The sequence below is a fragment of the Actinokineospora enzanensis DSM 44649 genome (assembly GCF_000374445.1).
Taxonomy (GTDB): Bacteria; Actinomycetota; Actinomycetes; order Mycobacteriales; family Pseudonocardiaceae; genus Actinokineospora; species Actinokineospora enzanensis.
This window is the reverse complement of sequence record NZ_KB894436.1, coordinates 63,554-85,877: the sequence shown is the minus strand read 5'-3', so window position 1 is coordinate 85,877 and position 22,324 is coordinate 63,554. Positions and strand designations below refer to the sequence as shown.

21 protein-coding genes are annotated in these 22,324 nt (G+C 69.6%); 6 read left to right on the top strand and 15 right to left on the bottom strand.

The genetic code is table 11. From position 1 onward, the window contains the following. Positions 1-67: 67 nt before the first annotated feature. Positions 68-754, bottom strand: a complete 687-nt coding sequence (locus C503_RS0130325; RefSeq protein WP_026316852.1) for an alpha/beta fold hydrolase — start codon at positions 752-754, stop codon at positions 68-70. Between the two features lie 46 nt (positions 755-800). Further along, entirely contained in the window at positions 801-1,751 is a 951-nt protein-coding gene (locus C503_RS46360) for a polyprenyl synthetase family protein (RefSeq protein WP_018685990.1), read from the bottom strand. A 364-nt stretch (positions 1,752-2,115) separates the two neighbouring features. On the opposite strand from C503_RS46360, the gene C503_RS0130315 reads away from it, so the two are divergent. Genes C503_RS0130315 through C503_RS0130305 form a run of 3 tightly spaced genes read left to right on the top strand, consistent with a single transcriptional unit; the run spans position 2,116 to position 4,952 of the window. Further along, the gene (locus C503_RS0130315) at positions 2,116-2,724 is read left to right on the top strand and encodes a TetR/AcrR family transcriptional regulator (RefSeq protein WP_026316851.1); all 609 of its coding nucleotides are present in this window, start codon (positions 2,116-2,118) and stop codon (positions 2,722-2,724) included. Continuing rightward, positions 2,721-4,145 carry an MFS transporter gene (locus C503_RS0130310; RefSeq protein ID WP_018685988.1) on the top strand — a complete coding sequence of 475 codons (1,425 nt, stop codon included), beginning with the start codon at positions 2,721-2,723 and terminating at the stop codon, positions 4,143-4,145. The genes C503_RS0130315 and C503_RS0130310 overlap by 4 nt, the downstream gene beginning before the upstream one ends. A 15-nt stretch (positions 4,146-4,160) precedes the next feature. Then, complete coding sequence (locus tag C503_RS0130305; RefSeq protein WP_018685987.1) at positions 4,161-4,952, top strand: alpha/beta fold hydrolase; 792 nt, start codon at positions 4,161-4,163, stop codon at positions 4,950-4,952. A 41-nt stretch (positions 4,953-4,993) separates the two neighbouring features. On the opposite strand, the gene C503_RS0130300 is transcribed toward C503_RS0130305, so the two are convergent. The 11 genes from C503_RS0130300 to C503_RS0130250 all read right to left on the bottom strand — a co-directional run bounded on the left by C503_RS0130300 (position 4,994) and on the right by C503_RS0130250 (position 15,184). Continuing rightward, entirely contained in the window at positions 4,994-5,884 is an 891-nt protein-coding gene (locus tag C503_RS0130300; protein ID WP_245572618.1) for a hypothetical protein, read from the bottom strand. A 26-nt stretch (positions 5,885-5,910) separates the two neighbouring features. After that, positions 5,911-6,801, bottom strand: coding sequence for a hypothetical protein (locus C503_RS0130295; protein ID WP_245572617.1), 891 nt, complete (start codon positions 6,799-6,801; stop codon positions 5,911-5,913). Positions 6,802-6,827: 26 nt separating this feature from the next. Further along, entirely contained in the window at positions 6,828-7,739 is a 912-nt protein-coding gene (locus tag C503_RS45070; protein WP_245572616.1) for a hypothetical protein, read from the bottom strand. 4 nt (positions 7,740-7,743) lie between these two features. After that, complete coding sequence (locus C503_RS0130285; protein WP_018685983.1) at positions 7,744-8,181, bottom strand: tetratricopeptide repeat protein; 438 nt, start codon at positions 8,179-8,181, stop codon at positions 7,744-7,746. Between the two features lie 3 nt (positions 8,182-8,184). Then, on the bottom strand, positions 8,185-8,928 hold the full coding sequence (gene dapB / locus C503_RS0130280; RefSeq protein ID WP_018685982.1) for a 4-hydroxy-tetrahydrodipicolinate reductase: 744 nt from the start codon (positions 8,926-8,928) through the stop codon (positions 8,185-8,187). Beyond that, the gene (locus tag C503_RS0130275; protein WP_018685981.1) at positions 8,925-10,328 is read right to left on the bottom strand and encodes a M16 family metallopeptidase; all 1,404 of its coding nucleotides are present in this window, start codon (positions 10,326-10,328) and stop codon (positions 8,925-8,927) included. The genes dapB and C503_RS0130275 overlap by 4 nt, the downstream gene beginning before the upstream one ends. Next, complete coding sequence (locus C503_RS0130270) at positions 10,325-12,562, bottom strand: polyribonucleotide nucleotidyltransferase (RefSeq protein WP_018685980.1); 2,238 nt, start codon at positions 12,560-12,562, stop codon at positions 10,325-10,327. The genes C503_RS0130275 and C503_RS0130270 overlap by 4 nt, the downstream gene beginning before the upstream one ends. 244 nt (positions 12,563-12,806) lie before the next feature. Then, positions 12,807-13,076: a 30S ribosomal protein S15 gene (gene rpsO / locus C503_RS0130265; protein ID WP_018685979.1), complete on the bottom strand. Its 270-nt coding sequence runs from the start codon at positions 13,074-13,076 to the stop codon at positions 12,807-12,809. Between the two features lie 85 nt (positions 13,077-13,161). After that, positions 13,162-13,683 (bottom strand): 2'-5' RNA ligase family protein, encoded by a 522-nt coding sequence (locus C503_RS43730; protein WP_018685978.1) that lies wholly within the window; start codon positions 13,681-13,683, stop codon positions 13,162-13,164. Continuing rightward, entirely contained in the window at positions 13,680-14,150 is a 471-nt protein-coding gene (locus C503_RS0130255) for a transcriptional regulator (protein WP_018685977.1), read from the bottom strand. The genes C503_RS43730 and C503_RS0130255 overlap by 4 nt, the downstream gene beginning before the upstream one ends. Positions 14,151-14,248: 98 nt before the next feature. Continuing rightward, a complete protein-coding gene (locus C503_RS0130250) occupies positions 14,249-15,184 on the bottom strand; it encodes a bifunctional riboflavin kinase/FAD synthetase (RefSeq protein WP_084477384.1) in 936 nt (311 codons plus the stop codon). 129 nt (positions 15,185-15,313) lie between these two features. On the opposite strand from C503_RS0130250, the gene C503_RS0130245 reads away from it, so the two are divergent. Both C503_RS0130245 and truB read left to right on the top strand, forming a co-directional pair. Beyond that, positions 15,314-16,639 carry an MFS transporter gene (locus tag C503_RS0130245; RefSeq protein WP_018685975.1) on the top strand — a complete coding sequence of 442 codons (1,326 nt, stop codon included), beginning with the start codon at positions 15,314-15,316 and terminating at the stop codon, positions 16,637-16,639. Between the two features lie 20 nt (positions 16,640-16,659). After that, positions 16,660-17,559: a tRNA pseudouridine(55) synthase TruB gene (gene truB, locus C503_RS0130240; RefSeq protein ID WP_026316849.1), complete on the top strand. Its 900-nt coding sequence runs from the start codon at positions 16,660-16,662 to the stop codon at positions 17,557-17,559. A gap of 33 nt (positions 17,560-17,592) precedes the next feature. On the opposite strand, the gene C503_RS0130235 is transcribed toward truB, so the two are convergent. Both C503_RS0130235 and C503_RS46355 read right to left on the bottom strand, forming a co-directional pair. Continuing rightward, positions 17,593-18,894, bottom strand: coding sequence for an MATE family efflux transporter (locus tag C503_RS0130235; protein ID WP_018685973.1), 1,302 nt, complete (start codon positions 18,892-18,894; stop codon positions 17,593-17,595). Between the two features lie 116 nt (positions 18,895-19,010). Next, positions 19,011-20,909, bottom strand: coding sequence for a PD40 domain-containing protein (locus C503_RS46355; protein ID WP_018685972.1), 1,899 nt, complete (start codon positions 20,907-20,909; stop codon positions 19,011-19,013). Positions 20,910-21,110: 201 nt separating this feature from the next. Here C503_RS46355 and C503_RS47010 point away from each other — a divergent pair, with 201 nt between their 5' ends. Continuing rightward, positions 21,111-22,316, top strand: coding sequence for a sensor histidine kinase (locus C503_RS47010; RefSeq protein ID WP_018685971.1), 1,206 nt, complete (start codon positions 21,111-21,113; stop codon positions 22,314-22,316). The last annotated feature ends 8 nt before the right edge of the window (positions 22,317-22,324 follow it).

Genomic DNA, 22,324 nt, shown 5'->3' with positions numbered 1-22,324 from the left:
TGGGGGTGGCTGGGTTGGGGGTGGCTGGGTTGGGGGTGGCTGGGTTGGGGGTGGCTGGGTTGGGGGCTCAGCCTAGGTAGGTCACTAGGAGGTGGGTGAGTTCCTCTGGGCGGGACAGGGCGGGCACGTGGCCTGCGTTGATCTCCTCGGGCACGATGCCCAAACGGTCGTGCAGTACGCGTCGCTGGAACTCCGGTGGGAAGAAGCGGTCGTGTAGGCCGACGATGGCTCGGGTCGGGGTGTCGGGCCAGCGGTCGAGGGGCCATGGCTTGTCGAATGGGCCGTCCGACTGGCCTGGGGGCTGTGGCTCGGCCAACAGCTCGGCCAAGCGGTCCTTGGGGACGTCGTGCAGGAATGTGTCGACCACGTCTAAGGGGGCGTCTGGGTCGCGTCCGTCCGCTAGGGCGCTCGCTCGTCGTGCGTCGGCCTGGCCGGTGGCGGCCCACCAGTCGCCTGCGGACTCGCCTGCGAGTGGCACCATGGCGTTGACCAGCACGATCAGGTTCACCGGCAGCGCGTCGGCGACGATCGGGGCGACGAAACCGGCCATGGACTGGGCCACCAGGACCAGGTCACGCCGCTCCCCGATCGCGTCGATCACGGCGTCCGCGTACTCGGCGATCCCCGCCGAGTCGTCCGCGACGGGCATGTTCGGGGCGATCACCTCGTGGCCGAGCCCGGACAGCAGCGGCAGCACGTACCGCCAACCCCGGGCATCGTCACCCGCCCCGTGCAGAAGGACGAAAGTACTCATGGGCTCACCGTAATGGCGGACACCGACACCGTGTTATTGAACCAATTCACTCACGATGCGTCGCCAAGTTCAGCAACTGGCGGAGCATGGTGGTATCGGCCGAGTGAAACCCGGCCAGCGCCGCCTTCGCCGCCCGACACCGGTGGGAGATCATCAACTCCACGGTCCGCCGCGCCCCGGTCTCCACCAGCACCGCCCGCAACCGCGCGGCGTCCGGCGCGTCCAGTTGTGGGTCGCCGACGAGGTCATCGAGGAGTTTGTGCTGGTCGGCATCCGCCAAACGCCTTGCGGCAGCCAGCAGAACGGTGGGTCTGCCGATCCGGAGATCGACGAGATCGTGCCCAGGATCGCCGAAGACGGCCAGGAGATCGTCACGCAGCCTATAGGCCTCGCCCAGCGGAACACCGTAGGCAGAACAGGCCCTCAGGGTCTCATTGTCCGCGTGCGCGTACTCGGCACCGACGCGCAGTGGGTGCTCCACCGTGCATTTCGCGGACCTATAGGCGCAGACCTTGAGCGCTCGCGGAACATCCGCCGACGCGTTGTCCGCCACTGACTCCAGGTACTGCCCGACCAACGCCTCACTGCGCATGGTCGACAACACGCCCGGCGCCAGATCAGCGGCCCACGCGAACGCCAGATCACCCAACACGACCATGGCGTCGGTCCGCCGCGCCCCCTCGATCAACAACACCCGCCGCGCCGCCGGAATCCCGGCCGCGGCCTCGTCCCGCACCCGCGCCCCCACGTGGAACATCTCCAACGCGGCCGCCGCGCGGGCAACCTCCCCAGGTAAAGCCCCCACTCCCCCACCGACCCGCCACCCCGCCGCACAGAACGTGGCGGCGACCTTCCTGCTGCTGCCCAAGAACCCGCGCAATAACCGAACCGGCGCCGCCAACTCCGCCAACCACATCTCGCGCTCGGTCAAGAACTCGTCCAACACCTCGTCCACGACGGCAACATCCCCGTCCTGGACGACCCCGACAACCGACATGACTCCTCCTTTCCCTCCCCGAGCGTCCATATCGGACACTGTGCGGGCCACTCGAACCACTCGATCGAACGTCGTCATTCACCCCGGCAGGCGAAACAACACCCACTGTCACGACTTCGCGCGCTATCCCCACCGATCGGCGTAGAGCTTCTTTCCTTGGCACACAAGGAGATTCGCCGGTGTGGCCAGCCTATCCTCTATCGAGACAACGCCCGCACTCCCAGCGGTTTCGCCACGCCGCGCGAATGTGCGATTCCGAACTCGCACCGCGAGCCGTCCCCGCGCCCACACATGCCGAACCGAGCGGAGTGGGCACTCACTTCTTGCTTGACGGAGTGAGCACTCACTCCGTACCGTGGGTGTCATGACGGAGAACGCACCCCGGCGCCGGGCGCCGGGCATGAGTCCCGAGCAACGCCGCGAGATGATCGTGCAGACCGCGTTGCCCCTGGTGGCCGAGCACGGCACAGCGGTCACCACCGCCCAGATCGCGCGCGCGGCGGGGATCGGCGAGGCCACGATCTTCCGCGTCTTCGCCGACAAGGACGAGCTGCTCGACGCCTGTGTCGCGGCGGCGCTCCGCACCGAGCACGTCGTGGCGGAGGTGGCCGAGATCCCCATGGACCAGCCCCTGGCCGGGCGGCTGGCCGAGGTCGCGGCCGCGCTCGACGCCTACCTCGCGCGGATGGGCGCGGTGATCGGCGCGCTGCACAGCACCGGTCGACAGGGCCGGGGCGCGCACGGCGGCGGTCGCGCGGCCGACGCCGGCCTTGATCGGGACACGGCGCAGCGTCAGCTCGTCGAGGCCGTGGCCGAGCTGTTCCAACCGGAGCGGAGCGAGCTGCGCCTGGAACCCGAGGCCATCGCGTCGATATTCCTCGGCATGCTCTTCACCCGGACCAGGCGGAAGGAGGACGGGCCCGCGCTGGACGACTTCCTTGAGGTGTTCCTGCACGGGGCACTGACCGCGTGAACTACGACGACCTGACGCCCCGCGCCCGGACGGTGGCCACGTACGCCCTGCTCGGCTGCGCCTTCCTGGCCATGCTCGACAGCACGGTGATCGGCACCGCGCTGCCCCGGATCGTCGAGCAGGTGGGTGGGACCGGCTCCTGGTACACCTGGCTGGTCACCGCCTACCTGTTGACGTCGTCGATCAGCGTGCCGATCTACGGCCGCTTCTCCGACCTGTACGGCCGCCGCACGCTCCTGCTCACCGGCCTCGCCCTGTTCCTCGCGGGCTCACTCGCCTGCGGTTTGGCCGACTCCATGCAGGTCCTGATCGTCTCCCGGGCCGTGCAGGGCCTCGGCGCGGGCGCGCTGATCACGCTCGGCATGGCCCTGATCCGCGACCTGCACCCGCCGGGCCGCGACACCGGCATGATCCGCATGCAGACCGCGCTGGCCACCATGATGGTGCTGGGCATGGTCGGCGGCCCACTTATCGGCGGCCTCCTCACCGACCACGCCAACTGGCGGTGGGCGTTCTGGATCAACCTCCCACTCGGCGCCGCCGCCACCATCGCCCTCGCCCTGGTGCTCCCCGCCCGCAAACCCCCCGACACCAACCCCGGCCGTCTCGACATCGCCGGAATCGCCCTACTCAGTGCGGGACTGTCGCTCACGCTGATCGGCCTGAGCCTCAAGGGCAACACCAACGCCACCTGGACCGACGCCACCGTCACGATCCCGACCCTCGCGGGCCTCGCGCTCCTGGCCGCCCTCATCCCGGTGGAACGCCGCGCGACAACCCCGATCCTGCCCCCACACCTGTTACGCCTGCGCAACTACGCGGCCCTACTCACCGGCGGCTTCTTCTTCCAGATCGCCATCCTCCCCATAGGCGTCTTCCTCCCCCTGTACCTGCAACACGTTCGCGGCTACTCGGCCACCGCGTCCGGCCTGATGGTCCTGCCGCTGCTGGCAGGCATGACCATCAGCAACCGCCTTACCGCGTTCGTCATCCTGCGCACCACACACACGAAACCCGCCCTGCTGGCAGGCGCTGGTCTGGTAACCGTCGCCTCACTGGGGTTCATCAGCCTGGACGCGGCAACATCCCCGGTGACCACCGGCTTCTGGCTCCTCCTCGCGGGCCTCGGCGCGGGCCCGGCCATGGGCGGCATCACCATCGCCACCCAGAACAGCGTCCCCCGAGCCGACATGGGCACCGCCTCCGCCGGTTCCACCCTCACCAAACAACTCGGCGGCACGGTCGGCCTGGCCGTCGCCCAGACCCTGTTGGCGCACGACACCGGCCCACTCACCGCCTCGGCCATCGGCACCACCATCACCTGGACCGGCGGCATCGCGGGCCTCCTGGCGTTGACCGCGATCCTGCTCACCCGGGACATCACGATCCCCGTCAGTGGTAAACCTGGGTCGAGCCACTAGCCCACTGGGGGTCCCATGCGGAAGTACACCGTGCCCGTCCCACGCCGAGAAATAGCCATCCAGGACACCGGCGGCGAGGGCCACCCGGTCCTCCTCGCCCACGGCTACGCCCTCGACAAAACCATGTTCACCGACGTGGCCGAGATCCTGGCACCCCGATACCGAGTCATCGCCTGGGACAGCCCCGGTCACGGCGAGACCACGTCCACAGACACCGAGCCCTACTCGTACTGGGACATCGCCCGCGAACAACTCCACCTCATGGACACCCTGTCCCTCCCCCAAGCCACCATCGGCGGCGTCAGCCAGGGCGGCTTCATCGCGCTCCGCACCGCCCTGCTGGCGCCGGACAGGGTGCGCTCACTGCTCCTGATGGACACCCAGGCCGATGCCCTCGACCCGGAGGACCGCCCCCGCTACGAGCAACTGTTCGGCGCCCTCACCGAACACGGCCCCACCGAAGAACTCCGCACTTCCCTGGCCTCCCAAATCATCGGCGACCACCCAGCCGCTGTTGAATGGTCGGCCCGCTGGCAGGAGCGCGGCATCCCCCTCGGCCTCTCCGTCGACTGCCTCATGACCCGCGACAACCTCGTCCCCCGCCTCCCCGAGATCACCGCTCCAGCCTTGCTCCTGCGCGGCTCCCTGGACATGTCCATGCCCGAGGAACGCATGCTTCCGCTCTACGAGGGCCTCCCCCACTCCACACAGATTCACACCATCGAGGGCGCAGGCCACTCCCCGACGGTCACCCACCCGACCGCCACCGCCGCCGTGATCTCCGACTTCCTGACCCAACACGCGTGATTCCCCTGGTTGCCAAGCGATTCACGGATCGCTTGGCAACCTCACAACTCCAACACGTGCGCAACACCTGGATTTCCGAAAACCATAGCTATGGTGTTGCCGCGCCCAACCGCCATCCGATAAGGCGGTATTCGTCCTCCTTGAGCGAGCAGTTGCCCGTCCGGCATCACCAGCCGCCCGGTCCCCACCACCTCGCCAGTCTCTACATCAATGCGCGTGATCGCGTCATGCCGGTAACTGGACTCCCTCCGACGCCTGGAGAACTCGAACTTCCCCAACAACGTCGCCACCTGCCCGTCAAACGCGACCGCATTCAAGCCCGCCAGGCCACGAGCGCAGCCACCCAGCAACCCCTCGATACCGACCCGCACGACCGGCTGATCGGCATCGGTCACCGCGATAACCCCGTGCGGACCCGGATTGATCGACACACATGTCGACACCATGGCCCCATCCACCGCGAACACCCAGTGAAACTTCCCGTACTCGTCCCACCTCACCAGGCCCGGATGCCAGTACTCGACCCCACTCCGCCCCGTCGCGTCCGCACCATCCGGATATGGCCAGGGAATCGCGTTGTCCATGTACCCGACCCAGATGTTTCGCTCGGCATCCACGGCCACCGCCTGGACACACCGCCCGAAGTTCAACTCGGCCTCAACGACACCATCCGCGTCGACTATCCACGCCTCAGGCCGCTCCGGCGCCCAGTCACGTCCGGGTTCACGCCCGCTATAGAGGAGATATGAGTCCCCGATTCGATCCCAATGCCGAGCCCAAACCACATCACCCGACAGCTGGAGACAAAGATTTCCGTCCCAGAACTCCACCATACCGCTGTCGTCGACCACCGTCCGCAACACTGCCCGCGACAACGTCGGCTTCCATGCAGAAACATTCCCATAGTCAGGCAATGCACGCAGGCGATACACCCGATCCACGCTAGACACCGGAACCCTCACAACTCCAACACATGCGCAACCCCAGGATCCCCGATAACCATCGCGATCGTGTTCCCGCGCCCAACCGCCATGCGGTAGGGAATCACCCGCATCCCCAGCGGCATCGGGCTCCCGTCCGGCAGCACAACCCTGCCGGTCCCCACCACCTCACCGGTCTCCATATCGATCCGGGTGATCACATCGTCCAGACGCCCGGACTCGCCCCGGCGCTTCGGCCGCTCGAACCGACCCAGCACGGTGGCCACCCGACCGTCGAACGCCACCGCCTTCGGCCCCACCAACCCGCGACCGTGGCCGGTGATCAATCCCCCGGCACCCAGTCGCACAACCGGCTCATCGGCATCCGTCACGGCGACGACTCCATGCGGCCCCGAGTTGATCGTGTAAGTCGTCGCCACCATCGCGCCGTCCACCGCGAACACCCAGTGGAACCTGCCGTGTTCATCCCACCGCACCAAGCCCGGATGCCAGTACTCGATCCCAGTCCGCCCGGTCGCGTCGGCTCCCGGCGAGTACAGCCAAGGAATCGCATAGTCGCAGTAACCTACCCAGATGTTCCGATCGGCGTCCACCGAGACCATCCGGATCCAGTTCCCGAAGTTCAGCTCAGCCTCGATCACTCCGTCCGCATCGACAACCCACGCCTCAGGCCGTATCGGCGACCACTCGGCCCCCGACACACGCCCGTCGTACAACAGATACGAATCCCCGATCCGATCCCACTGTCGAGCCAATGCGGCCTCACCCGACGGCTGGAGACGATGGTCGCCATCCCAGAACTCCGCAGCGCCGCCATCGCCGACCACTGTCCGCAACACCGATCCCGCCAAGGACGGCTTCCATGCCAGAACATGCCCATACTCCGGCAACGCGCGCAGCCGATACACCCGCTCCGCGCTAGACACCAGAACCCTCACAACTCCAACACATGCGCAACCCCCGGATCACCGATAACCATCCCGATGATGTTCCCCCGACCAAAGGCCATCCGATAAGGAATCACTCCCTTCCCCAGGGGCAGCGGACTCCCATCCGGCATCACCACCCGACCGGTCTCCACCACCTCACCGGTCTCCATATCGATGCGAGTGAGCACATCATCCAGATAACCAGACTCCCCCCGCCGCTTCGGTATTACAAAGTCCCCCAATACCGTTGCCACCCGCCCATCGAACGCAACGGCACTCGGCCCCACCAAGTCACCTCCAAACCCGGCGATCAGTCCTTCCACACCAACCCGCACCACCGGTTCATCCGCATCGGTCACGGCGACAACACCGTACGGCCCCGAATTGACCGTATAACACGTTGCCGCCATGACCCCATCCACCGCGAACACCCAGTGAAACGTCCCGCATTCGTCCCACCGCACCAGAGCCGGATGCCAATATTCGACCCCGCTCCGCCCCGTCGCATCCGCACCTGGCGGGAATGACCAAGGATTCGCCTGATCCTGGTACCCGACCCAGATGTTCCGATCGACATCGACCGCTACCGTCCGGACCCAGTCGCCAAAGTTCAGCTCAGCCTCGACTGCACCCTCCGCGTCGACAATCCACGCCTCAGGCCGAGCAGGCGACCATTCACCCCCTGATGCGCGCCCGTGACAGAACAGATACGAGTCCCCGATCCGATCCCACTGCCGAGCCCGCACAGCGTCTCCAGATGGCCGAACGCGATGGTCCCCATCCCAGAACTCCCGGACGCCATCGTCGTCGAGCACGGTTCGCAACACCGATCCGGAGAACGTCGGTTTCCACGCCGAAACCCGCCCGTACTCAGGCAGTGAACGCAAGCGATACCGCGCCTCGACCCCGTCGCTCACCGGCCTAGTCCGCCAGTTCCAGTGCCTTTCGCATGGATTCGCGGGCGCGCGTACGGTCCCCGGCTACGTCATAAGCAACAGCCAACCGATACCAAGACCGCCAGTCCCCAGGAGCAGCCTCGGCCTCAGCCCGAAAGTCCTCAAAAAACGCGTCAGCAGCCGCCCGATCAACCCGCCCGGAAGGCATGCGCGGCAACTCGGACGTGTCCGGCAGACCATCCTCCGCCTGCAAACGGCGGCCCAACTCCTGTGTCCGCACACCGAATCGCAACGTCGACCACGCGACCCACGCGCCCACCAAGGGCAGCAGGATCACGCCGACGCCCAAGCCGACCGCAGCAGGTGACCCATCACGAAAAAGGGCCACCGCTCGCCCGCCGAGCAGCACGAAATAGAGCACCAGCACGGCGGTGAGCAGCAACGAAACGGTACGCGCGGACATGGCTTACAGGTCCAGCATGTTTTCCAGGCCGAGAATCAGCCCGTTCCGCCCGACGATGGTGCGCACGCCATACACGACCCCCGGCATGAACGACTTGCGATCCAACGAGTCATGCCGGATCGTCAGTGTCTCCCCGGTGCCACCGAAGATCACTTCCTGGTGCGCGACCAATCCACCGAGCCGCACCGAGTGCACCCGGATCGAGTCGACCAGCGCACCCCGCGCACCGTCCACTTCGGACGTGGTGGCGTCCGGTATGGCACCGAGACCGGCGATCTCCCGGGATTCGGCGATCAGGCGGGCGGTGTGGGCGGCCGTGCCGGACGGAGCGTCGGCCTTGCGGTTGTGGTGGAGTTCGATGATCTCGACCGTGTCGTAGTACTTCGCCGCCATCTCCGCGAAGCGCATGGACAGCACCGCGCCCAGGGCGAAGTTCGGCGCGATCAGCACGCCGACGGGAGGCGCGGTGTCCAGCCACGACTGGACCGTGTCGATCTTCGACTGGTCGAAGCCGGACGTGCCGACCACCGCGTGGATGCCGTTCGCCACGCAGAAGCGCACGTTCTCCAGCACCGCGTCCGGGTGGGTGAAGTCGACGACCACGGACGCGGGCCTGAGCCCCGCCAGGTCGTCGCCCGCGTCCAGGGCGGCGACCAGCTCCAGGCCGTCCGCCTCCTGGACCGCCGCGCACACCTCGGTGCCCATGCGGCCGCGGGCGCCGAGCACGCCCACCTTGATGTCCGTCACTTGCTCACCTCATGGAGTTGGACCGGCACGTCGTCGGTGTGAGCGTAGGGGCCCACGACGGCCGCGGCGAGCGGCCGGGCGAGCAGTTCGCGGGCGAGATTCGCCACGTCCTCGGGGGTCACGGCGGCGAAGCGTTCCAGTGTCTGTTCCACCGTCAGGTAGTCGCCATACGCCAGCTCGCCCTTGCCGATGCGGGACATCCGCGAACTCGTGTCCTCCAGCCCCAGCACCAGCCCGCCGCGCAGGCTGCCCTTCGCGCGCGCCACCTCCGCGTCGGTGAACCCGTCCCGGGCGACCTCGCGCAGCACCTCGCGCACCACGCCCGCGACCTCGCCGAGGCGGTCCGGCTGGCAGCCGGTGTAGATGGACAGGTGGCCGGTGTCGGCGTAGGCCGCGACCGACGAGTACACCTGGTACGCCAGCCCGCGCCGCTCGCGGACCTCCTGGAACAGCCGGGAGCTCATGCCCCCGCCCAGGGCCGCGTTCAGCACGCTCAACGTGAACCGACGATCGTCGTGCCGGTCGATCGCGCGCACGCCGAGCATCATGTGCGCCTGCTCGGTGTCGTCCGTGTGCAGCACCAGCCGCGGTGACGCGCCCAGTCGGGCCCGGCCCGTGCGGGGCGCGAGCGGCGCGCGGTCACCGGTCAAGCGGTCGCGCAAAGCCTTGCGTACCAACGTCAGCACACCCCGGTGCGACACGTTGCCCGCGACCGCCAGCACCATGCGCGGCATCGTGTAGCGGCGGCGGTAGAAGCCGTTGAGCGCCGAGCGGGTCATCGCGGTGATCGACTGCTCGGAGCCCAGCACCGGGCGGCCCAGCGGGTGGTCCGACATCAGCGCGGTGCAGAACGCGTCGTGCAGCAGGTCCTCGGGATCGTCGTCGCGCATGGCGATCTCCTCCAGGACCACCCCGCGCTCGGTCTCCACATCGGACTCCGCGCACACCGCGTCGAAGACCACATCGGACACCAGGTCGATCGCCAGCGGCAGGTCCTCGTCCAGGACGTGCGCGTAGTAGCAGGTGTGCTCCTTGGCGGTGAACGCGTTCAGCTCGCCGCCCACCGCGTCGATCTCCTCCGCGATCTGCGCCGCGGTGCGTCGAGCGGTGCCCTTGAACAGCAGGTGTTCCAGGTAGTGCGCGGCACCGGCCACCGACAGCGGCTCGTCGCGGGAGCCGACCGCGACCCAGATGCCGATCGACGCCGAGCGCACCCCGGGCACGTGCTCGGTGATGACCCGCAGGCCGCCGGGCAGCAGGGTCCGCTTGACCTCGGCGTCGCCGTCGCGTTCCAGCACCACGGTGCTGCCCGGCTTCTGCAGGTGGCCGGGGGTTCGGGAGGCGGAACGGCCGCGGGCACCCGAGGTGCCCGCGGCCGTCACGATGGAACGGGAGGTCACTGGGCGGGAGCCGCCTCGACCTCGGCCGCGGCGGCGGGCGCCTCGGCCGTCTCCTCTTCGCCGACCAGCACCAGGCTGATCTTGCCGCGCTGGTCGATGTCGGCGATCTCCACCCGGAGCTTGTCGCCGACCTTGACCACGTCCTCGACCTTGTTGATCCGCTTGCCGTTGCCCAGCTTGGAGATGTGCACCAGGCCGTCCTTGCCCGGCAGCAGCGAGACGAACGCGCCGAACGCGGCCGTCTTCACGACCGTGCCGAGGAACCGCTCGCCCACCTTCGGCAGCTGCGGGTTGGCGATCGCGTTGATCAGGCCGATGGCCGCCTCGGCGGACGGGCCGTCCGCGGCGCCGACGTAGATCGTGCCGTCGTCCTCGATCGAGATGTCCGCGCCGGTCTGCTCGGTGATCGAGTTGATCATCTTGCCCTTCGGCCCGATCACCTCGCCGATCTTGTCGACCGGGATCTTCACGCTGGTGACCCGCGGCGAGTAGGGGCTCATCTCGTCCGGGCCGTCGATGGCCTCGGCCATGACCTCCAGGATCGTGTAGCGCGCGTCCCGAGCCTGGCTGAGCGCCTGGGCGAGCACCTCGGACGGGATGCCGTCGAGCTTGGTGTCGAGCTGGAGCGCGGTCACGAACTCCTTGGTGCCAGCGACCTTGAAATCCATGTCGCCGAACGCGTCCTCGGCGCCGAGGATGTCGGTCAGCGCGACGTACCGGGTCTCACCGTCGACCACATCGGACACCAGGCCCATGGCGATACCGGAGACCGGCGCCTTCAGCGGCACACCGGCGTTCAGCAGCGACATGGTGGATGCGCAGACCGAGCCCATCGAGGTGGAACCGTTGGAGCTCAACGCCTCCGACACCTGCCGGATCGCGTAGGGGAACTCGTCGCGCTTGGGCAGCACCGGCATCAGCGCCCGCTCGGCCAGCGCGCCGTGCCCGATCTCGCGCCGCTTCGGCGAGCCGACGCGGCCGGTCTCGCCGGTGGAGAACGGCGGGAAGTTGTAGTGGTGCATGTAGCGCTTGTGCGTCTCCGGCGACAGCGAGTCGATCTGCTGTTCAAGGCGCAGCATGTTCAGCGTGGTGACACCCAGGATCTGGGTCTCGCCGCGCTCGAACAGCGCCGAGCCGTGCGCCCGCGGGATCAGCGCGACCTCGGCCGAGAGCGACCGGATGTCGGTGAGGCCGCGGCCGTCGATGCGGACCTTGTCGCGCAGGATGCGCTGCCGCACCAGCTTCTTGTTCAGCGAGCGGAAGGCCGCGCCGACCTCCTTCTCGCGACCGTCGAACGCGCCGCCCTCGACCGCGCCGACCTTCTCCAGGCACAGCGCCTTGACCTCGTCCAGACGGGACTCGCGGGCCTGCTTGTCGCCGATGGTCAGCGCCTCGGCCAGCTCGCTGCTGACCGCCTGCTCGACCGCGGCGAACGCGTCGTCCTGGTAGGCCGGGTAGGTCGGGAACTCGCGGGTCTCCTTGGCGGCGACCTGGGCCAGCTCGGCCTGCGCCTGGCACAGCGAGCGGATGAACGGCTTCGCCGCCTCCAGACCGGACGCCACGATCTCCTCGGTCGGCGCCTGCGCGCCGTCCGCGATCAGGTCCGTGACGTTCTCGGTGGCCTCAGCCTCGACCATCATGATCGCAACGTCATCCCCGACCACGCGGCCTGCGACGACCATGTCGAACACGGCCTTCTCCAGCTGCTCGTAGGTCGGGAAGGCGACCCACTGGCCCTCGATCAGCGCGACGCGGACGCCGCCGATCGGGCCGGAGAACGGCAGGCCCGCCAGCTGGGTGGAGGCGGACGCGGCGTTGATGGCCACCACGTCGTACAGGTCCTGCGGGTTCAGGCTCTGCACGGTGATGACGACCTGGATCTCGTTGCGCAGGCCGTCCACGAAGGACGGGCGCAGCGGCCGGTCGATGAGTCGGCAGGTGAGGATCGCGTCGGTGGACGGACGGCCCTCGCGGCGGAAGAACGCACCGGGGATGCGGCCGACCGCGTACATCCGCTCCTCGACGTCCACCGTCAGCGGGAAGAAGTCGAAGTGCTCCTTGGGCTGCTTCGACGCGGTGGTCGCGGACAGCAGCATGGTGTCCTCGTCGAGGTAGGCCACGACGCTGCCCGCCGCCTGGCGGGCCAGTCGGCCGGTCTCGAAGCGGACGGTGCGCGTGCCGTACGAACCGTTGTCGATCACGGCCGTGGTCTCGTGCACGGTGATGTCGGTCATGTAGCAGGTACTCCTCGTCTCAGGGCAGCCACACGGCCGGGGCACGGGGTCGCGTTCAGACGAGGCCGGTCTTCGATCGAAGCCTCCGGGGCGCTGCGACATCTCCTGTGTCGCTCCCGGAAACCACTACCGAGGACCGGCGAACTGGTCCCGTGCGCGCGGCGTGCTGCCCTGTCCTTGTGTTGTTCCCTATCGGTTATAAGCCCCGGGGGAGCGATCGGCGACCGCTCCCCCGGGGATCGAGCTATCGGCGCAGGCCGAGCCGCTGGATCAGCGACCGGTAGCGCTCGATGTCCACCTTGGTCAGGTAGTTGAGCAGCCGACGGCGACGACCGACCAGCAGCAGCAGACCGCGCCGCGAGTGGTGGTCGTGCTTGTGCTGCTTGAGGTGCTCGGTGAGGTCCTTGATGCGCTTGGTGAGCAGCGCGACCTGGGCCTCCGGCGACCCCGTGTCCGAGTCGTGCACGCCGTACTCGGTCAGGATGGACTTCTTCTGTTCGGTGGACAGAGCCACTCGTCTACTCCTCGGTGGTGCTTTGTGCCGTGCGGGGAAGACGGTGACGGCCGCCACGGACCGCAGCCGCACCCAAACACCAAGGTTAGCACCCTGCCATGCCGGAGTAGTCGGCGAGCAACCGCACCGCGCCCACGCGGGTGTAGATCCCGCCCTCGCTGGCGTAGAGCACCAGCTCGCGCGGGACCCACTCTGGCCCCCGGTAGTCGCGCAGTGCCGCGGCCACGCTCAGGTCCACCGGGTGTTCCCTGGGCCAGCGGGCGACGGTCACGTGCGGGACGTACTTCTGGTGGCCGCCCTCGGCTTGCCCGGCGGCCTCGGCGAGTATGGCGAGCGCGCCCCAGTCGGCGCTAGTGATTTTCCCGAACGCGACGCCGCCGAACGTGCCCGCGCCCTCGACCCGCAGCCGGGCGGGCAGCAGGCCGGTGACCCGCTCGGTCAGCTCGGCCATCCTGCGCCCGGGGTCGACGTCGCCGTAGTAGCCCACGGTGACGTGCCACTGGTGGCGCGGCGTTGGCCGCAGCGGCGGCACGATCGGGGGCAGGTGCGCGGCGAGGTCGTCGGCGACCTCGTCCGGCAGGTCGAACGCGGAGAAATAGCGCGTCACGGACGCTTGCCCGCCCGCCTGAGCAGGTCGGCGAGGTCGGGGAAGCGGTCGTCTAGCAGGCCCGCGGCGGCCGTCAGGTCGTCCGCACCGGCGAGCCTGCGCAGCGCCATGATCGCGCTGCGGCCCACGTCGACCGGTAAATTGTCCCTGGTCACGGCCGGTTTCGAGACCCGGACGTCGTCCAGCGCCTTCTGCAGCGCCTCGCGCCGCCCGGAGGCCACCTCGGGGGTCAGGATCTTGCGCTCCAACATGATCAACCGGGCCAGCACGGCCGGGTTGCCGATCTTCGCCCGGCGCCCGCTCATCACCTGGCTGAGCATCGGCGCGCTGATCCCCAGCACGTCGGCGAGGTTGGCCTGGGACACGTCGAACGCCACGACGAGCCTGCGCACCCGGTCACCGAGCGGCTCGCCGTACCACTCGCGCTGCAGCGCGATGTTGCGTTGGACGATCTTGTGGTCCTCCACCCTGGCCTCTCCCCTGCCGACAGCCCCCTGACCTGGGGAGTATCTTGCCGGCTCGGTGTTTCGTTTCGTGGAAGAACCACACAGCCCGCGCGAACGGGTCAGGCCAGCAGGTCACGGGTGCGCGCGACGTCCCGGTGCATCTCCTCGACCAGGGCCGCGCTGGAGTCGAACTTCTCCATCGCGCGCAGCCGCTCGACGAAGTCGATGGCCACCCGCTGGCCGTAGAAGTCCTCGTCCACGTCCAGCACGAACGCCTCCACCCGACGCTCGCGGCCGGAGAAGGTGGGGTTCGTGCCGACCGAGACCGCGGCCGTCAGCGGGCCCCTGGCCTGGTTGTTGAGCAGGGTGAACCGACACGCGTAGACGCCGTCGGCGGGGACCGCGGCGAACCGGGGCGTGGACAGGTTCGCGGTCGGGAAGCCCAGCTCGTGGCCGCGGCCATCGCCGCGCACCACGATCCCCTCCAGCCGGTGCGGCCTGCCCAGCGCGGTCGCGGCGGCGCGCACGTCGCCCGCGTCGATGCAGGAACGGATGTAGGTGGAGGAGAACGCCAGCTCACCGGCGGTCACCAGCTTGGCGCCCTCCACCGTGAAGCCGAACCGCTTGCCCAGCTCGACCAGCATGGGGACGTTGCCCGCCGCGCGGTTGCCGAAGGTGAAGTTCTCGCCGACCACGACCGACGCCGCGTGCAGCCGCTCGACCAGGACCTCGTGCACGAACTCGTCCGGGCCCACCTTGGACAGCTCGGGGGTGAACGGGAGCACGCAGAACGCGTCCACGCCGAGCGACTCGACCAGCTCGGCCTTGCGCCGCAACGTGGTCAGCTGGGCCGGGTGGCTCCCCGGTCGGACGACCTCGGACGGGTGCGGGTCGAAGGTGACGACCACGCTGGGCAGGCCCCGCTCGGTGGCCAGCTCGACCGCGCGCGCGATCAGCTCCTGATGGCCGCGGTGCACGCCGTCGAACACGCCGATGGTCGCCACACAGCGACCCCAGCCACCGGGGAGATCGGTCAGCCCACGCCAACGCAGCACGCCACCCAGCCTAGTGGGTCCGGGTCGGTGCCTGCCGCAACGACCCGACCGTGAGCAGGCACACGCGTAGCAAGGCTAACCATCAGTTGCCGCACCTGGTGCAATGGAGGGCGACGAAGGGAGCCGCCCGTGTCGGCCGCAGGACGCCGCGCACTCGGGATCTGGGCGACCGCGGTGGCGGTCTACCTGCTCGCCGTCTTCCACCGCAGCTCGCTCGGTGTCGCCGGATTGCAGGCCGCGGACCGGTTCCAGATCAACGCCGCCGCGCTGGGCACGTTCACCGTGCTGCAGATCGGCATCTACGCGTGCATGCAGATACCCACCGGCGTGCTCGTCGACCGGTTCGGTCCGCGCCGGGTACTGACCGCGGCCGCGGTCGGCATGGGTCTGGGGCAGGTGCTGTTCGCGATCGCCGATACCTACCCACTGGCGTTGGTCGCGCGCGGGGTGCTCGGCGCCGGCGACGCGATGACCTTCGTAAGCGTGCTACGGCTGATCGCCGCGCACTTCCCCGTTCGTCGCTACGCCGCGCTGGCCTCCGGCACGTCCGCGCTCGGTGCGGTGGGCAACCTCGCGGCGACGGTTCCGATGACGCTGCTGCTGCACCACGTGGGCTGGACAGTGACCTTCGCCGTGGCCGGTGCCGCGACCGCGCTGTACGCGTCGGTCGTCGCGCTGCGGGTGCGGGACGTGCCGGACGGGATGCCCGAGCAACGCAACCCGCCCGCATCCCTGCGCGCGGTGGTCGCGCAGGTGCGCGAGGCGTGGCGGGTACCGGGCACGCGGCTGGGCTTCTGGGTCCACTTCTCCACGATGTTCGCGCCCGGCGTGCTGGGGCTGCTGTGGGGCTATCCGTACCTGGTGCGCGCGCAGGGGATGACGCCGGGAACGGCCGGGGCCGTGCTGAGCCTGTTGGTGGTCGTGGCCATGGTGATGTCGCCGGTGACGGGTGAGCTGATCGGGCGCCACCCGACGTGGCGGGTGCATGCGGTCAGCGGCTACCTGGTCGTCGCGGTGGTGCTGTGGGGGCTGCTGCTCGGCTGGCCGGGCGGGGTGGCACCGAAACCGTTGGTGGTGGTCGCGTTCGGCGTGGTGGCGTTGGGCGGTCCGCTGTCCGGCGTCGCGTTCGCGCTGGCCCGCGACTACAACCCCCTGCACCGGACAGGCACCGCGAGCGGCGTGGTCAACGTGGGCGGGTTCGCCGCCGTCACGATCACCTCGCTGAGCATCGGCCTCCTGCTCGGCGGCAACGCGGCGGACGCGGACGCGGCCTCGTTCCGGGTCGCGTTCCTGGCCGTGGTGGTGGTGTTGCTGCTGGGTTCCTGGCGGGTGCTGGTGTGGTGGCGGCGCACGCGCGCGGTCCTGTTCGCCGCGCACGAACGCGGCGACGCCATCCCGGTGCGACTACGGCGACGGCGCTGGGACCTGGCACCGGACGCGGGCGCGGCGGCGTGAGCGGCTTAGGATTCCCGCTCGTGTCTCGTCCCGTGAAGCGCCCCACCGTCCCGCCCGGCTTGATCGTCGTCGACAAGGCCCCCGGCATGACCTCGCACGACGTCGTCGCCCGGGTGCGCCGGATCATCGGCACCCGCAAGGTCGGCCACGCGGGCACCCTCGACCCGATGGCCACCGGCGTGCTGGTGCTCGGCGTCGAGCGGGCGACCAAGCTGCTCGGGCACCTCGCGCTGGACCGCAAGACCTACCTGGCCAACATCCACCTGGGCGCCTCGACCACCACCGACGACGCCGAGGGCGAGGTGCTCACCACCGCCGACGCGTCCGGGGCGACCGACGCGGCCATCGCGGCCGGGATCGCGGACCTGACCGGGGCCATCCAGCAGGTGCCCAGCTCGGTGAGCGCGGTCAAGATCGACGGCAAGCGCGCCTACGCGCGGGTGCGGGCCGGTGAGGACGTGCAGCTGCCGCCGCGGCCGGTGACAGTGTTCCGGTTCGACCTGCTGAACACGACGCGGGTGGACGACCGGGTCGAGCTGGACGTGATGGTGGACTGCTCGTCGGGGACGTATGTACGCGCGCTGGCGCGTGACCTGGGCGCGGCCCTGGGGGTCGGCGGGCACCTGTCGGCGTTGCGGCGCACCACGGTCGGGCCGTTCGACCTGCGGGTGGCGCGGACGCTGGAGGCGTTGGCGGAGAAGCCCGAGATGTCGCTGGACATGGAGGCGGCGGTGTCGGCCGCGTTCCCCCGGCGCGACCTGGACAAGGTGGAGGCGGTCGCGCTGTCGCACGGCAAGCGCATCCCGGCGGCCGGGATCGAGGGCACCTACGGCATCTTCGACCCGCTGGGCAAGGCCGTGGCGCTGGGCGTGGACGAGGGCACCTCGGCGCGCGCCCTGGTGGCCCTGAACGTGCCCTGAACGTGCCCTGACCGTCGCTTGTGGACGGCTGGGTCAGGCCAGGACGGCGCCGACCACGGCCCAGCGGCCGGACCGCATGCGCAGCAGGACGGCGGCCAGCCGCAGGAACATGAACAGGGTCAGGCCGCTCCAGATGCCGACCAGGCCCCAGTCGAACGCCAGCGACAGCCAGATCGTGGGCAGGAAACCGGCCAGCCCGGCGACCAGCGTCGCGGTGCGCAGGAACGCGGCGTCGGCCGCGCCCAGCAGCACGCCGTCGAGCGCGAACACGACGCCCGCCACCGGTTGCAACGCGACGAAGTACCACCACGCGTGCGGTATCTCGGCGAGCACGGCCGCGTCGCCGGTGAACGCGCGCGGGAGCGCACCGGCCAGGACCGCGAACACGATCCCGAGCAGGACCCCGAACGCGAGCCCGTACCAGGACAGCCTGCGCGCGAGGTCCTTGGCCGTCGCGCTGTCGCCCGCGCCCAACGCGGCCCCGACAAGCGATTGCGCGGCGATCGCGAGCGAGTCCAGCACCAGGCTCAGGAACGTCCACAGCTGCAACACCACCTGGTGCGCGCCGACCGCGCCGACCGAGGTGTGCGCGGCGACCGCCGTGGCGGAGAGGAAACAAGCCTGGAACGCGAAGCTGCGCAGCACGAGATCGCGGCCCAGCACCAGCTGCGCGCGCATGACCGACAGGTGCGGCGCCAACGGCACCCGCTCGGACCGGAGCGCGTGCAGGAACAACACGGCCGCAACCGTTTGCCCCACCACGTTGGCGATCGCGGAGCCCTGTAACCCCCAGTCGGCGCCGTAGACGAAGACCGGGCACAGGACCGCGGACATGCCGTTGCCCGCCAGGACGTAACGGAGTGGTCGGCGGGTGTCCTGCACGCCGCGCATCCAGCCGTTGCCCGCGAGCGTCACCAGGATCATCGGCACCCCGATGAGCGCCGTGTGCAACCAGCCCGCCGCCGCGTCGGCCACCGGCCCGGACCCGGCCATCAGCCGCGCGACCGGCGCGGCCGCCACCTGCCCGAGCAGCGCCAGCACGACGCCGACACCCAGCGCCAGCCAGGTCGCCTGTACGCCCTCGGCCACCGCCCGGTCCCGGTCACCCGCGCCGTGCAGGCGAGCGGCACGGGCGGTGGTGCCGTAGGAGAGGAAGGTGAGCTGGGTGGAGAGCAGGGCGAGCACGATCGCGCCCACGCCCAGCGCGCCCAGCTCGGTGGCCCCGAGGTGACCGACGACGGCGGTGTCGACGAGCAGGTACACCGGCTCGGCGGCCAGCACCGGCAGCGCGGGCACGGCCAGGCCCAGGATCTGTCTGATCGGTGTTCGCGCCATGGTGTGTCACCCCCGGATTCGGTCGCCTCAGGACAGCATCGACCCTAGCCCGGCGCACCGACAGTCTCGTGTTGACCTCGTGTCGACCCCGGGAAATCCGGGCCTGTGGACAACTTTCAGCGGAGGCCGTCCCATCGCTCGTACTGTGCCGTCCTGGCGGGATCGCGGCGGCCGAGCAGCCAGTAGTCGATCCAGTCGAGGTTCAAGGACATGGCAGCGGCACGATGACGAGGTTGGTGCGGGATATGCGTTTCGTTCGGGTAGATCACGAGTTCGGTCGGCACGCGCAGGGTGCGGCGCAGGTAGTCGTGCACGGGGGTGACCATCAGGGCCGCGGGTCCCATCTGTTGCAGCAGCGGGCCGGTGAACCGCGTCGCCAGTGGCGCGCCGGAGCCGGGCACGAGCTCCTGCGTGGCATCGTCGGCGCCCACGGCCACGGCGAACGCCGTCGAGTGGATCATCGACTCGTCCGCGACCCGCGCGCCCCGGCTGTAGCCGAGGATGGCGACCTTCGCCGGGTCGACGAGTCCGGAGTCGACGGCGGCCCGCACGGCCGTCTCCATCGTGGCGCGCGCCTCGACGGTGTCAGCGGTGTTCGCGTTCGCGGGTTCGTTCACCAACAGCACGACATACCCCTTCGCCGCGTACACCTGCGACGGAAACGCCCACTCCTGCCGATCAGCCATGAACAACTCGCGCGCGTCATACCCGTGTGTGATCACCACCGCCGGACACCGCCCACACCCGGGCGGCACCAGCTGGTACCCGGTCGCCCGCAGCCCGGCGGGGTTCACCCACTCCACCGGCCGCGGCGCGATCACGCGTACCCGCTCCACCCATCGGTTCGGGTCGTACCCGTCCCTGATCGCCTGATTGTCGATAATGGACAGACGAGGAGGAGTCGCCGCACTCTGTCGTACGCACAGCCCACGCCGCCGCGCCGCGTCGAAGGAGCATTCCGAGAGGTTGTCGGGGAGCGTGAACACCGCCCCGCCGTCGGCGATCCGGTAGGGCGCCTCACGGCGTTCGTCCCGTACGCTCACGACATCGGCACCCCATGCGCGGGTGGCGGTGCCGCCCTCGGGCAACGCCCCGAGCCGGGCATGTCCCGGCAGCGCGACGACCGCGTTCCCCTCGACCCCGACCAACCGCCCGTCGGCCGTCCACGACGGCGGCAACGGCCGCGCCGCACCGGTGTCCATCACGGACACCTGCCCGCTGCCCAGGTCCAGTACGTTCACCCGATCGACCTGATCGGTGGGCTGCTGCGTACCGCGAGCCACGAACGCCAGCCGCTTGCCGTCAGGGGAGAACGCCATCTTCGGCTTCCCCTGCTCGGCCATCGGCCCCTGCACGGAGTCAACGACATGTCGCACCCGCACGGTATCGGCATCCCACAGCCACAGGGCGTTGCGCACCTCCTCGTACTCACCGGCGATCACCGCCCGCGGATCGCTGTACACCACGCCGTCCCCACTGGTGTCTCCCATGGGGCGCGGCGCGGTGAAGGCGATCGCGCGCCCGTCCGGGGCCCACTCGAACGCCAGCACCTTCGCCGCGTGCGGCGGCACATTCGGACTGATGAACGGCATATGCCCACCCCCGAACACCACCCCGGGAGCAGGCGACCCGAACACCTTCCGCGGCCGACCCCCACCGACATCCACCGCCCACACCTCATCGGCCCCGTCGAGCGGGGCGAGAAAGGCGACCGCACGCCCATCCGGCGACCAGCGCAGATTGGTCATTCGCTCGACCGTCCCCCGCACCTCGGCGAGCGTCCGCACCTCAGCGGGCCGAGCCAGGTCGAACACCACCAGCCTGCTGACGACCACATTGTCCACAACGGACGGTTCGGTGACCACCGCGGCCCCGGACCGGCCATCCACCGACACCGCGGTCTCGACGATCTGCCGAGACCGCACCACATCGTCGACCGTCATCGCCCGCTGCTCCACCGACCCGACGAGCTGCCCGGCCATGGTCGCGGCAAGAAAGCACTGTTGCCATCGCATACCCGCATCCTCTCGACGCACCCCAGCCTGGGCGACCGCGTCAAGGACCGTTTCCCACCACCGCCACGAGAGGTATTCCGTCAGCCACCTACACCCAGTGAGGTAGCCCTCCCGGTACGAACACGCCGCTCTCAGACTTCGCCCGGGGCGCGTCCCGTACCACTCAAGGAGTACAGGCCGCCGCCGGCTACGCTCGGCCGGGTGGATCACTGGGTGGCGCCACCGCTGGGTTGGTGGCAGGGACCGACCTGGCTGGGACGTGCCCTGCTGGTCTCCGCCTCAGTGGCGTGGGCACTCATTTCCGCGCCTGCCTGGGCGCTCGGCTGGTGGGTCCTCCCACTGTCGGCGCTCCAGATCGCCCCCGCGTTCCTGATCCGCGACCGCCCACTGATCGCCGCCCGACTCGCCTACACCGCCACCGCGCTCGCGATGGCGGTACTGGTGGTGCGCCCGGTCATGCTGCCGCACTGGCCGCTGGACGGTTACCTGATCCCGTTCGCCCCCGTGCTCGCCGTGCTCGTCGGCCGCAGCTCACCGGCCCAGGGCCTGAGATACACCCTGCTCGCCCTCGCCCTGCTGGCCACCGGCCTCCCCCTCTACGCCGGGTCCGTCGGCCCGGACGTGATGACCGGACCGCTGGCCGCCGCCACCCTCACCGCCTGCGCCGGGTTCGCCTTGGCCCACCAACGTCGTCTCACCGAATCCGCCACCCTCGCCGCCGCGGCCGAGCGGGAGGAACGCATCGCCCTCGAAGAACGCACCCGCATCGCGCGCGAGCTGCACGACATCGTCGGACACCACCTCTCCGCCATCGCCGTACGCACCGACAGCGCCCGCCACCGCCTCCCCCATGTCGACGAGACCACCCTCGCCGAACTCGCCGACCTGGGCACCGCCGCCCGCACCGCCCTCCACGAAACCCGCCAACTGGTCACCCTCCTGCGCGACGGCGACCCCGCACCCCACCCCACCATCACCGACATCCCCGCTCTCGCCGCCGCCTGCCGGGCCGCGGGCGAACAGGTCCACCTGGAGATCACCGGCGCACCCACCCACCTCCCGGCCGCCGTCCACACCGCCCTGCACCGCATCACCGGCGAATGCCTGAGCAACGCCCGTCGACACAGCCCCGGCGCCCCCATCGACATCCGCCTGCACATCACCCCCGACCGCACCGAACTGACCATCGACAACGCCCCACCCGGCGGCCGACTCCACGAACCCACCAGGCCGCACGAGGGCGCCCGAACGGCCACGACATCACCACGCCCCACCCGTTCGCTACCGGCGGCAGTCGGGCACGGGCTCATCGGAATCCGAGAGCGGGCGCTGGCACTGGGCGGGTCGTACCAGGCCGGTCCGCGTGCCGATGGCGGGTTCCAGGTCCGGGTGGTGCTCCCGACATGACGCCCACA

Coding starts and splice junctions, on each gene's coding strand:
- C503_RS0130315 (WP_026316851.1), top strand. CDS start 2,116: ATGACGGAGAACGCACCCCGGCGCCGGGCGCCGGGCATGAGTCCCGAG.
- C503_RS46355 (WP_018685972.1), bottom strand. CDS start 20,909: ATGCGATGGCAACAGTGCTTTCTTGCCGCGACCATGGCCGGGCAGCTC.
- C503_RS0130235 (WP_018685973.1), bottom strand. CDS start 18,894: ATGGCGCGAACACCGATCAGACAGATCCTGGGCCTGGCCGTGCCCGCG.
- C503_RS0130285 (WP_018685983.1), bottom strand. CDS start 8,181: ATGTCCGCGCGTACCGTTTCGTTGCTGCTCACCGCCGTGCTGGTGCTC.
- C503_RS0130270 (WP_018685980.1), bottom strand. CDS start 12,562: ATGACCGACATCACCGTGCACGAGACCACGGCCGTGATCGACAACGGT.
- C503_RS0130305 (WP_018685987.1), top strand. CDS start 4,161: ATGCGGAAGTACACCGTGCCCGTCCCACGCCGAGAAATAGCCATCCAG.
- C503_RS0130325 (WP_026316852.1), bottom strand. CDS start 754: ATGAGTACTTTCGTCCTTCTGCACGGGGCGGGTGACGATGCCCGGGGT.
- C503_RS46360 (WP_018685990.1), bottom strand. CDS start 1,751: ATGTCGGTTGTCGGGGTCGTCCAGGACGGGGATGTTGCCGTCGTGGAC.